This is a genomic window from Vibrio sp. NFR (assembly GCF_027587095.1).
GTDB classification, from domain to species: Bacteria; Pseudomonadota; Gammaproteobacteria; order Enterobacterales; family Vibrionaceae; genus Vibrio; species Vibrio harveyi.
On the sequence record NZ_JAPPTN010000009.1, the window covers coordinates 173,698 to 190,292 of the forward strand.

13 protein-coding genes are annotated in these 16,595 nt (G+C 45.0%); 3 read left to right on the top strand and 10 right to left on the bottom strand.

What is annotated here, in order from left to right:
- Positions 1-573: a DUF6795 domain-containing protein gene (locus OH463_RS17705; protein ID WP_017188494.1), complete on the bottom strand. Its 573-nt coding sequence runs from the start codon at positions 571-573 to the stop codon at positions 1-3.
- A gap of 164 nt (positions 574-737) precedes the next feature.
- Positions 738-1,640, bottom strand: a complete 903-nt coding sequence (locus OH463_RS17710; RefSeq protein WP_017818892.1) for a LysR substrate-binding domain-containing protein — start codon at positions 1,638-1,640, stop codon at positions 738-740.
- Positions 1,641-1,745: 105 nt separating this feature from the next.
- Here OH463_RS17710 and OH463_RS17715 point away from each other — a divergent pair, with 105 nt between their 5' ends.
- Positions 1,746-3,002 (top strand): D-amino acid dehydrogenase, encoded by a 1,257-nt coding sequence (locus OH463_RS17715; RefSeq protein WP_269991837.1) that lies wholly within the window; start codon positions 1,746-1,748, stop codon positions 3,000-3,002.
- Between the two features lie 307 nt (positions 3,003-3,309).
- Positions 3,310-4,857, top strand: a complete 1,548-nt coding sequence (locus tag OH463_RS17720; protein ID WP_005447683.1) for an alanine/glycine:cation symporter family protein — start codon at positions 3,310-3,312, stop codon at positions 4,855-4,857.
- Between the two features lie 125 nt (positions 4,858-4,982).
- On the opposite strand, the gene OH463_RS17725 is transcribed toward OH463_RS17720, so the two are convergent.
- The 5 genes from OH463_RS17725 to guaB all read right to left on the bottom strand — a co-directional run bounded on the left by OH463_RS17725 (position 4,983) and on the right by guaB (position 12,487).
- Positions 4,983-5,576, bottom strand: a complete 594-nt coding sequence (locus tag OH463_RS17725) for an acetate uptake transporter (protein WP_005447690.1) — start codon at positions 5,574-5,576, stop codon at positions 4,983-4,985.
- Positions 5,577-5,758: 182 nt separating this feature from the next.
- On the bottom strand, positions 5,759-7,453 hold the full coding sequence (locus OH463_RS17730; protein ID WP_269991839.1) for a chitinase: 1,695 nt from the start codon (positions 7,451-7,453) through the stop codon (positions 5,759-5,761).
- A gap of 202 nt (positions 7,454-7,655) precedes the next feature.
- Positions 7,656-9,179: a Na+/H+ antiporter NhaC family protein gene (locus tag OH463_RS17735; RefSeq protein WP_061065606.1), complete on the bottom strand. Its 1,524-nt coding sequence runs from the start codon at positions 9,177-9,179 to the stop codon at positions 7,656-7,658.
- A gap of 164 nt (positions 9,180-9,343) precedes the next feature.
- On the bottom strand, positions 9,344-10,897 hold the full coding sequence (guaA, locus tag OH463_RS17740; protein ID WP_005447693.1) for a glutamine-hydrolyzing GMP synthase: 1,554 nt from the start codon (positions 10,895-10,897) through the stop codon (positions 9,344-9,346).
- 126 nt (positions 10,898-11,023) lie between these two features.
- Positions 11,024-12,487 carry an IMP dehydrogenase gene (gene guaB, locus OH463_RS17745; RefSeq protein ID WP_005447694.1) on the bottom strand — a complete coding sequence of 488 codons (1,464 nt, stop codon included), beginning with the start codon at positions 12,485-12,487 and terminating at the stop codon, positions 11,024-11,026.
- A gap of 231 nt (positions 12,488-12,718) precedes the next feature.
- Between guaB and xseA the strand changes: the two genes are divergently transcribed.
- A complete protein-coding gene (gene xseA / locus OH463_RS17750) occupies positions 12,719-14,050 on the top strand; it encodes an exodeoxyribonuclease VII large subunit (RefSeq protein WP_050903979.1) in 1,332 nt (443 codons plus the stop codon).
- On the opposite strand, the gene OH463_RS17755 is transcribed toward xseA, so the two are convergent.
- The 3 genes from OH463_RS17755 to OH463_RS17765 all read right to left on the bottom strand — a co-directional run bounded on the left by OH463_RS17755 (position 14,047) and on the right by OH463_RS17765 (position 16,512).
- Positions 14,047-14,271 carry a zinc ribbon domain-containing protein gene (locus OH463_RS17755; RefSeq protein WP_005447696.1) on the bottom strand — a complete coding sequence of 75 codons (225 nt, stop codon included), beginning with the start codon at positions 14,269-14,271 and terminating at the stop codon, positions 14,047-14,049. The two genes, xseA and OH463_RS17755, sit on opposite strands and share 4 nt — an antisense overlap.
- Before the next feature lie 72 nt (positions 14,272-14,343).
- On the bottom strand, positions 14,344-15,348 hold the full coding sequence (locus tag OH463_RS17760) for a GGDEF domain-containing protein (RefSeq protein WP_050903978.1): 1,005 nt from the start codon (positions 15,346-15,348) through the stop codon (positions 14,344-14,346).
- Positions 15,349-15,642: 294 nt separating this feature from the next.
- Positions 15,643-16,512, bottom strand: a complete 870-nt coding sequence (locus OH463_RS17765; protein ID WP_050903980.1) for a metal-dependent hydrolase — start codon at positions 16,510-16,512, stop codon at positions 15,643-15,645.
- Positions 16,513-16,595: the final 83 nt, after the last annotated feature.

The following is a 16,595-nucleotide window of genomic DNA, read 5'->3' on the forward strand; positions in this document are numbered from 1 at the left end:
TTAATCCTCTGACGGTAAGTCATTTGTTTCTTTAATCAGCTGTTCATTTGTATAACCTTTTAATCCTTCCCAACGACAAACCGAGACTAGAGGTAGATATATTCGCTCTCCACTTTGAGGTTCTCTGAACTCATAATTGAGTTCCTCTTGATTTAGTTCACAGTTAAGAGCCAACAATAATTCAGATACAAAAGGAATTGGCTTTGCATGCTTAGTAGCGTTCCACAGATAAACTTCCTTGCCTTCTTTTAAGATATATATTTCTTGAGCTACAACGAAGTTTTGCCCGAAAACATCTTCTGGCGCTCTCGAACGAACCTGAAAATTAGGAAAATAAAACTCCCCTTTTAAGCCAGTTATTGCCTCATCGGAGATTTTCTCTCCATCTTTGTAACCTTCGTAGAATAAGTCCCGATGAACCGTTAACCCCGCTTGCGGTACGCCATCAAGTGTGATGACACCACGAACTTCTGGAGACATTTCCACATCGTATTTTTTAAACGGCCAAAACATTGCGCTTGCTCCTACCGAAAATAGAGCTAAGGCTAATATAAGAGAGTTTTTTTTAGCCATAGTCTTTCTCATCCATTGATTAATTCTTAGATGATATGGAAAAAGAGGACGGAGTGAGAGGAGTGAATAAACGGAAGACAATTTGTGGGAAGCAATTCGAAGTATCATGTAATTAAGAAATTTATTTTTATTATTTCTTAAACACTCGTGTCAATTGGCTCTCTCTACATTGATAATTGAACTTGTTGTAAAAGCCACTTTTTAAATCGTTGGGTTGGTTCGCTTTTCGTGTTAATGATCAAGTAGTACCCCGCGTTGGCATCAACGGGTTCAAATGGTGAGACCAAACGACCATTTTTAAGTTCATCCTCCACCAGCGCCATACGTGCCATCGCAATACCAACGCCGGCTTCAGCCGCGGACATCGCCATATCCGTTCGATTAAAAAAATGCCCAGAATCCGTTTTAAAGTCTAGCCCCATACTTGATGCCCAATAGAGCCACTCATAGTCACGCGGCGCTTTATCCCATGGCATAGCATCGTGCAATAACGTCGCATCTCGCCATTGCTCTGGTGTCGTTTTAGGTGTTTTTAGCCACCCATGATCCTCAAGGTATTTGACACTCATCACTGGAAGAAGTTGCTCATCAAGAATCCGCTTCGCGTTTTTGTCTCGATACGGGTGCGGACCATAGTCAATTGCAACGTCGTAATCCTTCAGCTCACTATTCACAAGCGCTCCCTCTGCAAAAATCTGTACTTGCAGGTCGGGGTTATTTAGGTGGAAGCTTTCAAGCCTAGGAACCAGCCATTTAAATGCAAAAGAAGGTGTCAGTTTGAGGCGAATTTCATTGTGGGGCTTTTCAATCTGTAGCTCTTCAAGTGCTTTCCTAAGTTCAGAGAAGTGAAATTGCGAAGTCTGAGATAACTGCAAACCTTTAGGTGTCAGCCTAATTCCTCGCGAATGGCGTTCAAACAAAGTAAAGCCTAGTTGCTCTTCCAACTGGATAATTTGCTGGCTAATTGCGCCTGTCGTCAAGTGCAATGCCTTTGCTGCACTGGTAAAACTGTTGTGTTCCGCTACTTGGTTAAATAACCACAATCCACTTACGACACTACTTTTCATCCTGAGCCTATAGTTTTTCTAAACGCTGGATGTAATTTATATCGATTGTTAATAAAAGGTAAAGAAGACAAACTGCGCAACATCGAAAATGTGTGGAGCACATCAATGGAAGTCATCGTATTAGGTAGTGGTGTTATCGGTTTGACCTCAGCTTGGTATCTAGCTCAAGCAGGTTATCAGGTCACCGTGATCGAGCGCCAACCCAGCAGTGCGATGGAAACCAGCTTCGCCAATGCAGGACAAATCTCTTACGGCTACTCCTCACCATGGGCAGCCCCAGGCATTCCACTCAAAGCCGTGAAATGGCTAACCGAGGAGCATGCCCCACTCAAAATAAAACCGTCTCTCAGCCCAGAGCTTATCCGCTGGGCTACGAAAATGGTGTCTAATTGCACCTTATCTCGCTATCAGATCAACAAAGCACGAATGCTATCCATCGCCAATCACAGCCGCACTTGTTTAGAGCAGCTAAGACGTGATCATGCGATTGAATACCAAGGTCGCCAACTCGGAACGTTACAAGTATTTCGATCTCAACAGCAGTTAGACGCCATAGAAAAAGACCTTAAGTTGTTAGAACAAAGCGGTACACGTTTTCAGCTAATGAACGTCGAGCACTGCATCAAACAAGAGCCTGGGTTAGCGTTAGTAAAAGAAAAACTGGTCGGTGGGTTGTACCTACCCGATGATGAAACCGGAGATTGTTTCCAGTTTTGTCAGCAGTTAACTAAGCTGGCGAAAGCTTATGGTGTCAGGTTTGAATTCAATACAGAGGTAAGCAATTGGGTTACCGTAGGCAAAAAGGTCATGGGTGTCCAAACGGATCGTGGTTTATTTAAAGCAGACCAGTTTGTACTTGCTTCGGGCAGTTACTCAACGGCGTTACTCAAGCAGCTTGAGATTGATATTCCGATCTATCCCGTCAAAGGGTATTCACTGACGGTTCCGATTGAATGTGAACAATTTGCACCGCGATCTACCGTCATGGATGAGACCTATAAAGTGGCAATGACACGCTTTGACGATCGCATCCGGGTCGCAGGGACCGCTGAACTTGCGGGCTTTGATCCTTCATTACCGCAAAAGCGCAAGAATACGATTGAAATGGTGATTCGAGATTTATTTCCGCAAAGTGCCGATTTCACTAAAGCCGAATTTTGGACAGGATTTCGCCCCATGACGCCCGATGGTACACCCATCATTGGTGCGACCCCTTACGACAATTTATTCACGAATACCGGACATGGGACGCTAGGTTGGACCATGGCTTGTGGGTCAGGACAACTCCTTGCCGACATTATGATCGGTGCAGAAAGCAAAGTAACAAATCACTCAGAATTGAGCCTAAGCCGTTACGCCTAAACACCTGCAAACCATTTCAAATAGAACATTATTCCACATGTTGAATAGCATTCAGAAGATATGACTTCCATATCTCGCAGCACATTTTCATGACAATGTGCTGCATATTCAATCAATTCATTGTCATTTCCAATAAAAACCACACACAAACATAACAAGAACCAATTTTTAACAATATTTAACCATTCTGTGTTCATCATCACGCTACAAAGGATTTTTAGTCAAAAAGGTTAACAATTACATTACAAAGAAGGGTAATGTGTTGTACGAAAAACAACCACAACCATAACAAACAGGGAAAATACTCATGCAGTCATTAGTTGATTTTCTGAATGGAATTATCTGGAGTCCGGTACTGATTTATTTGTGCCTTGGCGCTGGTTTGTTCTACTCGATCATGACGCGCTTTGTGCAGATTCGTCACTTCTTTGAAATGTGGCGCTTGCTACTTTCTGGTAAGAGTTCAACCAAGGGGATTTCATCATTTCAGGCTTTGGCCGTTTCACTATCTGGCCGTGTAGGTACAGGTAACATTGCAGGTGTTGCAGCCGCTATCGGTTTCGGTGGTCCAGGTGCTGTTTTCTGGATGTGGGTTGTCGCCTTCTTTGGCGCAGCAACCGCATACGCAGAATCAACACTCGCACAGATTTATAAAGAAGAAGACGAAGGCGAATTCCGCGGTGGTCCAGCTTATTACATCGAAAAAGCAATGGGTCAAAAGTGGTACGCTTGGATCTTCGCTATCGCAACCATCTTTGCATGTGGTGTTCTGCTTCCTGGCGTTCAATCGAACAGTATTGGTAACGCAGTAGAAGCAGCATTTGGCTCAGGTGACATGATTGAAACCGCTATTGGTACCTTCAGTTTCGCTAAAATTTTCACTGGTACGGTTGTCTGTGTCATTCTTGCTTTCATTATCTTTGGTGGTGTGAAACGAATCGCGAACTTCACTCAAATCGTAGTTCCGTTCATGGCTCTGGCGTACATCATCACAGCATTCGTTATCATCCTACTTAACATCGGTGAAATTCCACGTATTGTTGGCATGATCATTGGTGATGCATTCACACCGATGGCGGGTATTGGTGCTGCGATTGGTTGGGGTGTAAAACGTGGTGTTTACTCTAACGAAGCAGGTCAAGGTACTGGTCCTCACGCTGCAGCAGCAGCAAGTGTTGATCACCCAGCACAGCAAGGTCTGGTTCAATCATTCTCTATCTACATCGATACACTGCTAGTGTGTTCAGCAACCGCATTTATGATTCTTATCACGGGTGCGTACAACGTACACGGTGCAGTCGAAGGTGCGTTCTTAGTACAGAACCTTCCAGCAGATATCGGTGCAAATGGTCCTGTATTTACGCAAATGGCGATTGAAAGTGCCCTTCCGGGTGTGGGTAAACCATTCATCGCGATTGCTCTGTTTTTCTTCGCCTTTACAACGATTTTGGCGTACTACTACATCGCAGAAACCAACATCGCTTACATCCGTCGCACAGTAAAAGTAAACGGTCTGATGTTTATCTTGAAGGTCATTCTGATCTCAGCGGTATTCTACGGTACGGTTAAAACAGCTAACCTTGCGTGGGCAATGGGTGACGTAGGCGTAGGTCTAATGGCATGGCTAAATATTGTCGGCATTCTGATCATCTTCTTCATGTCTAAGCCAGCACTAAAAGCTCTAGCTGATTATGAAGAGCAGCAAAAACGTGGGGTTACAGAGTACACATTCAACCCTGTTGCGCTTGGTATCAAAGGTGCTGACTACTGGGAAGAAAAGTACAAACGTAAAACAGGCAAAGCGCCTACAGCGGATAGCGACACGGCAGAAACAGTAGAACAACCATCTACCTAATGCCTCATTAACCTCCTCCCCCAGCAGGTTGGCGGGTATATAAGAAAAAGCAGTGGTCCGAAAAGGACATTAAAAAAGGGTTAGCCAGTGGCTAACCCTTTTCTTTTGCATTCAATTCGAAGCGATTATGCTGCGATTTCTTGCGTTGCAACTTGAGGCTTTTGCTTTTCGCCGATTGGAAGAACCGTGCGACCGTACTCGTTGTTTAGTACTTGAGCCATTGCGAAGTAGATTGCGCTTGCACCACAGAAGATACCTTCAAAGCCTGCGATAGTGCCGATCAGCTCACTACCAGTAAAGTCACGTGCAGCTAGTAGGAAGAACAGGATAGTAAGAGAACCAAATACGACTTGCTTCGCTACTGGGTAGCATAGAGAACCAATAAACATGAAGCCAGTGAAGATACCCCATAGCAGTAGGTACCAACCCATAAAGTGTGCTGGGCTTGCAGGAAGACCCATGTAAGGCATTACGATTAGGCCAACCAGTGTTAGCCAGAACAGACCGTAAGACGTAAATGCAGTCGTACCGAAAGTATCACCACGTTTGAAGCACATCATGCCAACAAGAACTTGGCTAAGACCACCGTAGAAGATACCCATTGCTAGGATCATTGAGTCAATTGGGAAGAATCCTGCGTTGTGGATATTAAGCAGAATCGTGGTCATACCGAAACCCATTAGGCCTAGCGGCGCTGGGTTAGCCAGTTTAGTAGACATGTAAGCGTACCTGTTTTCAAAAATGTTGATAAAAATTGCGCGCGAATTTTAATGGACTAAAAAACAAAAGAGAAAAGACGTTATTGGAAACTTAGATTGCACAAATAGGCAATCAAATGAATAAAAAAAGACCCTACTAAAAAGCAGAGTCTTTATAGATACTTAGACTATTTATTGTTCAATCACTGGCAAGAGATCTCATCCCAGAACCAGTTACTCTGGGTTGGCGTTTCCCATACACCCGGACCGTTTTTCGCAATAAAACACTTACCTTGATAAGTCACTTTGTCACCATTGGCTACTTGAGTGACACCTGGTTTCCATGCGATAAAGTCCCCTGAAACAGGAGGCTCCGTCACCGGTGGTTCGGTTACTGGAGGCTCAGTTACTGGTGGCTCTGTCACAGGAGGTTCAGTCGTTGGTGGCTCGGTTGGCGTGCCCGAAACGAGCTTCCAAGGGTCACCTTTGGTCGGCTCATTGCCTTGTGACCACCACTTAGCTTCATATACCGCCCCCTTGTAAGAGACTTGGTCGCCTGTGTTATAAACCTTGCCAGCATCCCATGCAGCAACACCACCTACAGGTGGGTCAACCGGATCGACTGGGTCTAGTTTGTCGACAATGCGTACTTCAGGCCAACCCGCGTGAGATTGGTAGAAGTTGGTAACACATTTCTCGTAATCTCCTGCTACCAGAGCCGAATATGCGGTTTGGAAGCCAACCAATTCACACTCAAATGAATGACCCCCAGGGCGATCTGAGTAGTACTTCCAGTTACCATCCCAGTTGGTGTAAAGCACATCAGTCGCACCGTTAAGGTTTAAGCTACCGTACGGCATTTGTTGCCAACAAGTATTGGTTTCATCAGCTTCGATAGGAATTTGATAATGCGCTGCTAAACCTTCCCAGTAACGAATACGGTTAACAGGCTGACCTTTGTCTTTGTTTTGCTCGCCACATTCAATACCGCCATTGATGACGTTGATAGTGGTACCAAAACCGTAACCAATGCCCGCATCGATCTCACGTTGCGATGGCACCCATGTACGATCAATTACGTGTAACATCGCTGGTTTTGGCGCTTGAGGGGTTAAGAAGAACCAAATTGCAGAAGCCAAGTTCAACCAAGAGTCAGCGACTAAACCCGGATTCTTCAGCAGCACCGATGCATCGCCATCAAACATTACTTCAGAGAATGCGCCATAGTTAAAGTGGTAAGAAAGCTGTTTGGCACCACGCCCAAAATACCCTTGACCAGGTTCGCATGGCCAGCGCTTATTTTGCCAATCGTTCTGACCACAACCTGTGGTGTAACCCTCTTGACCTTCAGACCATCCCATTTCGCGTACATGCACGAGTGCCTGCTGCCACTCTTCTAATGCAAGTGGGTTGTCTGATACGTTATCAACCGCAATGTGACCACCAGTTTCTTGAGCAAAATGCGCAAATGCTGTCACGATGGATTTCTTACAGATTGCGTCAGAGTCTCGACCATCGGTGTACTCACCACAGAATGCAGGGAACTTACCTATCGCACGTAAGAAACGAGTATAAGTGTATTCAGGCGCAGCCATTTGCGTTAGGAAGTCCCACTCACTTTCGGGGAATACACGTTCAACACGTTTAACGTTTTCTGGGTTACCTGCTGCGCCCGGTACGATAGCTTCTACAACGCTGTTCGGACGAGTCTCTAACGCCTGTGCCCAGATGGCATACATTGGGTCAGATGTTTTGCTTTGCTCAACCGCTTGAATGTCACCACGAGCGATCACGTAGCCATTCGGGTTTTGAGGATCAGGTTGGATATTCATACTGGCATGAGCTTGTGCCGCGAGCACACAGCTTAATGCAAGAGGCAGATGTTTGAGTGCAAACATGTCTAATCTCCGTATTTATCAATACAATATACAAGGAATAACTAGACACATAGTGGATCATGTAGAAAAAACGCCGAGTAAAGCCCATTCATTCTGCGACGCAAAGTTTATAAATAAATACTGTTACACAGCGGGTATCACAAAAACTGTTACCTTGACTCAAAACAAAACGGGAGAACCTTCCCCCCGTTTTTATTCTTGGTTATTGGTTGGCTGTTATCGACTCTAAAGCCTGCGAAGATTTCTGTTTAGAAAGCAATAAATAGACAGCAAACTGAACCACAACCGCCACCAGTACAATCACAGGCGAAGCCATTACCCCAGCGACAAAAAAACTTGCTAGGGCAATGGCACCATTAAGCACCGCATAAGGTAATTGAGTTCTAAAGTGTTCGTACTGTTCGCAACCAGCACCAGTCGAAGACAAGATGGTGGTTTCAGAAATTGGCGAACAGTGATCACCAAATAGACCGCCAGACAGAACCGCACCAATACACACCAACAATGGTGCATCAATCGCAACTGCAGTTGGGATAACCAACGGCATCATAATAGCGAATGTCCCCCACGACGATCCTGTTGCGAACGAAATAATACCAGCTAACAAAAATGCCACCGCTGGCAATAACCAATAAGGGAAACCAGCCTGCGCTTGTTCTGCAATGTACGCCGCTGCGCCAAGCTCCTTGCCAACCGAACTCAATGACCAAGCAAGAACCAAAATCACCGCAACGGACATCATGTTCGACATCCCTTTTAGGTAAACCTGAATGCCATCAGAGAGCTTTCTCACGCCATAAAACGCCATCAAACTAATTAGGGTAATTGCAGCAAAGAAATAAGCCGACGACAATGCAGCACGGAAGGTCGAGCCTGCGACTTTCTGAAATGGAAAACCGTGAGGCACTAGAATCGAGCAAAGCACAGCTAGCATGACGAGCAGCGGTGCCCAAACAAAACTTGTTTTTGCATTTTTATGCTCAAACACATTTAATGAATCTTGCACTTTTCCAAAATCAGAACCCTGCTCTGCAAGCTGTTCGGCTTTCGCCATTGGTCCAAAATCCAGCTTGAAGAAAGAGACAATCGGAACAATCGCGATCGCTAAAAAGGCATAAAACTGGTAAGGGATCGCGCCAATAAAAGCATCCCAATCACTGATACCTACATCTAGTGCAGCAAACTCTTTTTGAATCAGGCTCATGATATAAACGCCCCAACCGATGAAAGGGATGAGGATCGCCACTGGGGATGAAGTTGAATCGATGATAAAGGCTAGCTTCTGGCGAGAGACTTTCAGTTTATCAAAAAGAGGACGAAAGACAGGACCAACAATTAACGGTGTACCAAGGTCTGAAAAGAAAATAACAACGCCGCCAAACCAAGCAGAAAGCTGTGCTTGGCATTTACTTGCAACCCACTGAGTGACCTTTTTAGCGAACGCCACGCCACCGCCAGATTTCTCCATCAAGGCAACAAAACCACCAATGAAAACCAAAAGAAGGATGACGCCCGCATTGTAACTGTCAGTCAGTTGCGGCAACAGGTAACTTTTCATCAGTGCGCTAAACGAATCGAGCGGACCTTTGTCAACGAATGTGCCTTCTAACATAGCCACACCGCTAACAACGCCAGCAAAAAGACCGACAACAACGTTTCTTGTAGTTAGCGCGAGGACTAACGTAATAATGATGGGGATGAGGGAGGTAACTTCTGCCTGTTCCATAGCAATACCAACTTTAATATTTAAACACTAAAAATGAATATACATTCAACAATCTCGCATGTATATATTTTCTAATAAAAAAGTTGAGACCTGCGTTCACACTTTTCAGGCATAAAAAAACCAGCCCGAAGGCTGGTTTTTAATTTGGTATATCTAACAGGAAATTATTCCCATTCGATTGTCGCTGGTGGCTTACCAGAAATGTCGTAAACCACGCGAGAAATACCGTCAACTTCGTTGATGATACGGTTAGAAACCTTACCTAGGAAGTCGTATGGTAGGTGTGCCCAATGCGCAGTCATAAAGTCGATAGTTTCTACCGCACGTAGAGATACAACCCAATCGTACTTACGACCATCACCCATTACACCTACAGAGCGAACTGGTAAGAATACCGTGAACGCTTGAGATACTTTGTTGTATAGGTCTGCAGCGTGTAGCTCTTCAATGAAGATAGCGTCTGCACGACGTAGCAAGTCACAGTACTCTTTCTTGATTTCACCAAGAACACGAACACCTAGACCAGGACCCGGGAATGGGTGGCGGTAAAGCATGTTGTACGGAAGACCAAGCTCTAGGCCAATCTTACGAACTTCATCTTTAAACAGCTCACGTAGTGGCTCAACAAGACCCATTTCCATGTCATCTGGAAGACCGCCCACGTTGTGATGTGATTTGATCACGTGCGCTTTACCAGTCTTAGATGCAGCAGATTCGATAACGTCTGGGTAAATCGTACCTTGAGCTAGCCATTTCGCGTTTTTCAGCTTCTTAGACTCTTCATCAAATACGTCTACGAATACGTGACCGATTGTCTTACGCTTCTCTTCTGGATCCGATTTGCCTTCAAGTGCTTTTAGGAAACGTTCTTCAGCGTCAACTTTGATGATGTTCAAACCAAATTGGTCGCCGAACATATCCATTACTTGTTGACCTTCGTTTAGACGAAGAAGACCGTTATCTACGAATACACACGTTAGCTTGTCGCCGATTGCACGGTGAACTAGCATCGCTACTACCGATGAATCAACACCACCAGATAGACCTAGGATAACTTCGTCGTCACCCACTTGCTCTTTAATACGAGCAACCGCGTCTTCGATGATAGATTCAGAAGTCCATAGACGCTCACAGCCACATACGCCAAGAACAAAGTTCTCTAGCATTTGTAGACCGCCTTTCGTGTGCGTTACTTCTGGGTGGAACTGAACGCCGTAGTACTTCTTCTCTTCGTTCGCCATCGCAGCGTACGGACATGTGTCTGTCTCACCAACTTTCACGAAGTCAGCAGGAATTTCTACTACTTTGTCACCGTGGCTCATCCACACGTCTTGAGTTAGCTCAAGATCTTTAAATAGTGCAGATTCACCAGAAACTTTAACTTGTGCGTAGCCAAATTCACGTTCTGTAGAACCCGCTACTTTACCACCTAGCTGCTCAGCCATAGTTTGCATGCCGTAACATACACCTAATACTGGCACACCAGAGTCAAATACATATTGAGGAGCGCGTGGAGAGTTATCTTCCGTTACGCTTTCCGGACCACCAGAGAGGATAATACCGTCTGGATTGAATTCACGAATATCCGCTTCTTCAACGTCCCAGCTCCACAGTTCACAGTAAACACCGATTTCACGTACACGGCGCGCTACTAGCTGAGTGTACTGAGAACCGAAGTCCAAGATCAGAATACGTTGGTCATGAATATTTTTAGTCATTTTGAGCAGTCTTATAAGCTAGGTTATTAAAACGGAGGCGAGTGTACTCGCCTCTTATTAATGCTTCAAGGAAAAAAGCAAACGTTTACGTCGAGTGTGTAGGTTTTATTTTTACAACAGTAAAAATTAACCGCGACGGTAGTTTGGAGCTTCCTTAGTGATTTGAACGTCGTGTACGTGTGATTCAGCCATGCCCGCACCTGAGATACGAACAAATTCAGCTTTAGTACGCATATCTTCAATCGTTGCAGAGCCCGTAAGACCCATGCTTGAACGTAGACCACCCATTTGCTGGTGTACGATTTCTTTTAGACGACCTTTGTATGCGATACGACCTTCGATACCTTCTGGTACTAGCTTGTCTGCTGCATTGTCAGACTGGAAGTAACGGTCAGATGAACCTTGAGACATCGCACCAAGAGAGCCCATACCACGGTAAGACTTGTAAGAACGACCGTTGTAAAGAATCACTTCACCCGGTGCTTCTTCTGTACCTGCGAACATTGAACCAACCATCACACATGATGCGCCAGCTACGATTGCTTTACAGATGTCACCAGAGAAACGGATACCGCCGTCAGCGATAACTGGGATACCGAATGAGTTAGCCACTTCTGCTGCGTCTGCGATTGCTGTTACTTGAGGAACACCAACGCCCGTTACGATACGAGTAGTACAGATTGAACCAGGACCGATACCCACTTTCACAGCGCTAACGCCCGCTTCGATAAGTGCTTTAGCACCAGCACCTGTCGCAACGTTACCGCCGATGATGTCTAGATCTGGGTAAGCTGCGCGAGTTTCGCGGATACGGTTTAGTACACCTTCAGAGTGACCGTGTGAAGAGTCGATAAGTAGAACGTCAACGCCCGCTTCAACTAGAGCAGCAACACGCTCTTCGTTACCAGCGCCAGCACCAACGGCTGCGCCAACACGTAGACGACCGCGCTCATCTTTACATGCGTTTGGTTTACGTTCTGCTTTGTGGAAGTCTTTCGCAGTGATCATACCGGTTAGTTGGAACTCATCGTTCACAACCAATACTTTCTCAACGCGTGCTTCGTGCATCTTCTCTTGCACTTCTTCACGTGTTGCACCTTCTTTTACTGCTGCAAGGTTTTCTTTTGCTGTCATTACTGAAGACACTTTCTTAGAAAGGTCAGTAACAAAGCGCACATCACGACCAGTGATAATGCCTACAAGCTCGTTGTTCTCTGTGATGACAGGGAAACCAGCGAAGCCGTGTTTTTCAGTCAGTGCAACCACGTCAGCGATAGTCGCTTCAGGGCTAACAGTTACTGGATCAGAAACGACACCAGCTTCAAACTTCTTAACTTTACGAACTTCAGCAGCTTGCTGCTCAATAGACATGTTTTTGTGGATAAAGCCAATGCCACCCTCTTGCGCTAGCGCGATAGCTAGACGAGCTTCTGTAACAGTGTCCATAGACGCTGAAATCATTGGGATGTTTAGGGTGATGTTCTTAGTCAACTGAGTGCGAAGATCAGCTGTGTTTGGGAGAACGGTGGAGTGAGCTGGCACGAGTAGTACGTCATCGAATGTCAGCGCTTCTTTGGCAATTCTTAGCATTTGCAATATCTCACAATTAGAGGAGTAAAAAGACAATCCAATCTCATCGTTTCGCATAATGAGGGTAACCAGTTTTAGGTTGTTGGCTACATTTGGATTAGATATTGCGGAGGGATTATACGGTTAACGCAATCGCTTGACCACAAATTTTTTAATTTTTTTCTTGCAATTACCCCCTTGATATGTATTATATTGCCGCTAATTTCCATACTCACGTCTACGGAATTAGCTGTGCTCTCCCAGACCAATCAAAACATCTTCACTGTTTCTCGTCTCAATGCCGAAGTGCGTCTGCTGCTCGAAAACGAAATGGGGATCGTCTGGCTTGTCGGAGAGATATCCAACTTTTCAGCTCCCGTCTCTGGTCACTGGTACCTCACTCTTAAAGATTCTCGCGCTCAAGTTAAATGTGCCATGTTCCGTGGTAACAATCGTCGCGTCACTTTCAAACCTGCTAACGGCAATCAAGTATTAGTTAAAGCACGTCTGTCTCTGTACGAGCCTCGTGGTGACTATCAATTGATCATTGAGAGCATGCAGCCTGAAGGTGATGGTCGTCTGCAACAAGAGTTCGAAGCACTTAAGATGAAATTGGCAGCAGAAGGTTTGTTTGCTCAAACCAATAAGCAGCCTTTACCTGAGCACCCAAAACGCGTTGGTGTGATCACCTCAAAAACCGGTGCAGCACTGTACGACATCTTAGACGTATTGAAACGTCGTGATCCTTCCCTACCCGTGGTGGTTTACCCAACCATGGTGCAAGGTGAAGAAGCCGCGATTCAAATTGCGCAGGCAATCGGCCGTGCAAACAGTCGTGACGAATGTGATGTATTGATTGTTGGTCGTGGTGGCGGTTCGTTAGAAGACCTTTGGTGCTTTAACAACGAAATCCTTGCTCGCACTATTGCAGCAAGCCAAATTCCGATCATCAGTGCAGTTGGTCATGAGGTTGATGTGACAATTGCTGACTTTGTAGCGGACATGCGAGCGCCGACTCCATCAGCCGCGGCTGAATTGGTAAGCCGCGATAACAGCCACAAAGATCAAGCTTTGGTGACTCGCCAACATAAGCTAGCCAGTGCAATGCGTTACTACCTAGCGCAACAAAAACAGCAATCGGCTCAACTGATGCACCGTTTAGAGCGCCAGCATCCAAGCTATCAATTGCAGCGTCAGACGCAACAACTTGATGAGTTGGACATGCGCCTACAACGCGCAATGCAACGATTTATCACGACACGCCAACAAGCGGTTGAGCGTAAACATCATCGCCTACAACTGAATTCACCTGTAAAACGCTTGGCAGAGCAAAAATCAAAGCTTGACCGCGTTGAGCAAAAGCTAATGGACGCAATGGATCGCAAGTTACTGACCATGCGTCACCAACTGGCAATCGCGGCAGAGAAGCTAGATACGGTAAGCCCACTGGCAACACTAAAACGTGGCTACTCAATTACTCAGACTGAGCAAGGTCAGGTTGTTACCCAAGCAAAGGATGTAAAAACGGGCGACGTTTTAGTCACCCGCTTATCTGATGGTGAGCTTCGCTCAACGGTTAATTAACTGACTTTTTGAAACTCAAATCGAACACGTGATTTCGATTTGAGTTCATTACAACTATTGCAGAAATAGTTTGCCGCACCACAAGCCTGTAGTTTTTCTAACTCCGCATCGCAATCTGGGCAAAACCCTACCTTCTTATAATCTGAGTCGCACTGATTACAGTGATATTGCCCAGTCCATTCCAGTTCTACATCGCAAGTTGGGCAAATATTTGGTTGCATAACTTCCTCTAAATAACTTCAATTCACTGACTTACAGTCTAATCATAAGCCAGCTTAACGCCTTGATCTTTATCACGCTCGCTTAGCACGCTTGTTCTGATACATAGCAACATCAGCTTGTTGAATAAGCTGCTGCAACACTGCACGCTCACTAGCTGTACTACAAGAAGCGCCAATGCTGGCTTTGACTTGATATTCTTCTAATTGGTAAATCTGATTAAGCTCATCCGCTAAACGAGAAACAAAGTGAAAGTAGGTCTGCTCATTTGGGAAACAACAAAAACCGACAAATTCATCACCACCGTAACGTCCGATCACCGAGCAAGAGCGAAAAGCTTGTTTTAAATGTTCAGCTACTAGTACTAAAACTTGATCACCAGTCTCATGACCAAATCGGTCATTAATATACTTAAACTCATCAATATCAACGAAGAAACAGGCGACTAAGGCATTACGACCACATTTACCGTTTATTTTCCGGTCAACTTCTGACAACAAAGCACGACGGTTAAAGCAGTGCGTGAGAGGATCTCGACTGGCATGAAAATGAAGCTGTTCTTCTAAACGGTATTTCTCTAGCGCAACGGCATACAAGGCAGCTAGCATTTCGAGCACTTCAAGTTCATAAGGGTGAGGTTTGGAAGGGACGTTACTGTAAATAGCAAATGTACCCAGAACATGACCATCCGATGCAATAATCGGCACTGACCAGCACGCATGAAGTTGGGCTTGTTGAGTGAGTTTAAGAAAAGGTGCCCAGTTAACATGATGATCGATATCGCTAACAACCACAGTTTGTTTTAAGAATGCAGCAGCACCACAAGACCCGACCTTTGGTCCAATGGGGACTCCTTCAATAGCTTGGTTGTAGAAATCAGGTAAATGCGGAGCAAATTCCAAGTGCAATGTATTGGTATCGGGGTGCAATCGAAGTATGGAAGCTTGCCTCTTACCGAATAGGTGTTCACTTAACTTAATAACCTCATTGTTGAGGCTATCGCGTTCCATTCCCAGAGCAAGCTTACCTAAAAGACGATTGACTGCTCGGTGAGCATCTAACAGTCTATCTTTATCCATAATGGCGTAATCATATCGTTATTATGTTTATTAACCTGAAATATAATAAATCTATTAATATGACACAGGTAACTAACTCACATTATGCGAACGCGGCACTATAAAAGATCGCATGCTGATCATCGGATATTACCCTTTTGATCAGCGATCACCCCTTAAAAGAATATTTATATAACCACACACCGAAAGCATAAGTTACATATTCTGTCCCTCAATTTAAAACAGAATTTAAAACCACTCTTCCGCACAAAAAAACACACAAACAGAATATAATAAAAAGATCAAAAAGCTAAATTAGCGAATTACATCGGTGTGCATTTCGATGGTTTGTGAGTCTATCTCCACCAGTGTTACTTGGATGGAACCAAAGTCATTCAAATGGCTCGCATGCGTTCCCCCACAAGGGATGACAGCGATTTCACCTTCGCCTAAATCACACTGCCAGTAACGTGAATCGGTAAGGTGTTCACCATGGCAATCGATGGTGATCGCAACGTCCCTTTTTAGCCAATCTCTCAACAGAACATTCACCTGTTGTTCGATGCTTTTTAGGTCAGACAGCATATCTGCACTGTTTAACCCCCTTTTACGGAGTGTTTTACCTAAACGATAGGTATCCAGACATTTATCTGGGGTAACAAAGCTGGTCTCTTGGGCATAGCTGTTGAAGTCATAATTACCATGTGGGTCTTTACGATCTGCATCTTTACGCCAATAGTTTTGTGCAAGTACCTTGTTGAGTGCAAGGTATGCGATGTGCCCAGCACTATGACCACGACTCAGTGACAGTTGGTATTCCTTATCTACTTCTAGTAATGCTGCATCACCAACGGCAATAGCTTCTGTACGTGGCAACACATGTACCACAACAAACACCCACCCTTCCGTATCACGTTTTACCGGAATTTCAGTACCGACGAACAACTTTCCACTCGCAAGTTCTACCGCACCAACTTGACAATCGAGCACTTCAAAGCTCATGCCCTTAATAGTTAGTGTGCCTTTGTCAGCAGGATGATCTGGCCAAATGTGGCTGACAGGATGAAAAGGGGTCTCCTCAGTAACAACGTAAGTGACTTCTTCAGTGGAGTGAGAAAGTTGTACTGGTGCTTCCAGTTGCCAAGTTTGATGACAGAAGCGAGTTTTGGTAGCTGTGATCGTCATGTTAGTCATACTTCTAATGCATTGGTTCGAGCAAAAATCTGCTTATAAAAAAATACCCAAGTCGAAACTTGGGTATTCAGAAA

What these genes read in the sequence shown, in the direction of transcription:
- guaA (WP_005447693.1), bottom strand. Translation starts at nt 10,897, where the DNA reads ATGACTAAAAATATTCATGACCAACGTATTCTGATCTTGGACTTCGGT.
- OH463_RS17710 (WP_017818892.1), bottom strand. Translation starts at nt 1,640, where the DNA reads ATGAAAAGTAGTGTCGTAAGTGGATTGTGGTTATTTAACCAAGTAGCG.
- OH463_RS17755 (WP_005447696.1), bottom strand. Translation starts at nt 14,271, where the DNA reads ATGCAACCAAATATTTGCCCAACTTGCGATGTAGAACTGGAATGGACT.
- OH463_RS17760 (WP_050903978.1), bottom strand. Translation starts at nt 15,348, where the DNA reads ATGGATAAAGATAGACTGTTAGATGCTCACCGAGCAGTCAATCGTCTT.
- OH463_RS17715 (WP_269991837.1), top strand. Translation starts at nt 1,746, where the DNA reads ATGGAAGTCATCGTATTAGGTAGTGGTGTTATCGGTTTGACCTCAGCT.
- OH463_RS17765 (WP_050903980.1), bottom strand. Translation starts at nt 16,512, where the DNA reads ATGACGATCACAGCTACCAAAACTCGCTTCTGTCATCAAACTTGGCAA.
- OH463_RS17720 (WP_005447683.1), top strand. Translation starts at nt 3,310, where the DNA reads ATGCAGTCATTAGTTGATTTTCTGAATGGAATTATCTGGAGTCCGGTA.
- OH463_RS17705 (WP_017188494.1), bottom strand. Translation starts at nt 573, where the DNA reads ATGGCTAAAAAAAACTCTCTTATATTAGCCTTAGCTCTATTTTCGGTA.
- OH463_RS17730 (WP_269991839.1), bottom strand. Translation starts at nt 7,453, where the DNA reads ATGTTTGCACTCAAACATCTGCCTCTTGCATTAAGCTGTGTGCTCGCG.
- OH463_RS17725 (WP_005447690.1), bottom strand. Translation starts at nt 5,576, where the DNA reads ATGTCTACTAAACTGGCTAACCCAGCGCCGCTAGGCCTAATGGGTTTC.
- OH463_RS17735 (WP_061065606.1), bottom strand. Translation starts at nt 9,179, where the DNA reads ATGGAACAGGCAGAAGTTACCTCCCTCATCCCCATCATTATTACGTTA.
- guaB (WP_005447694.1), bottom strand. Translation starts at nt 12,487, where the DNA reads ATGCTAAGAATTGCCAAAGAAGCGCTGACATTCGATGACGTACTACTC.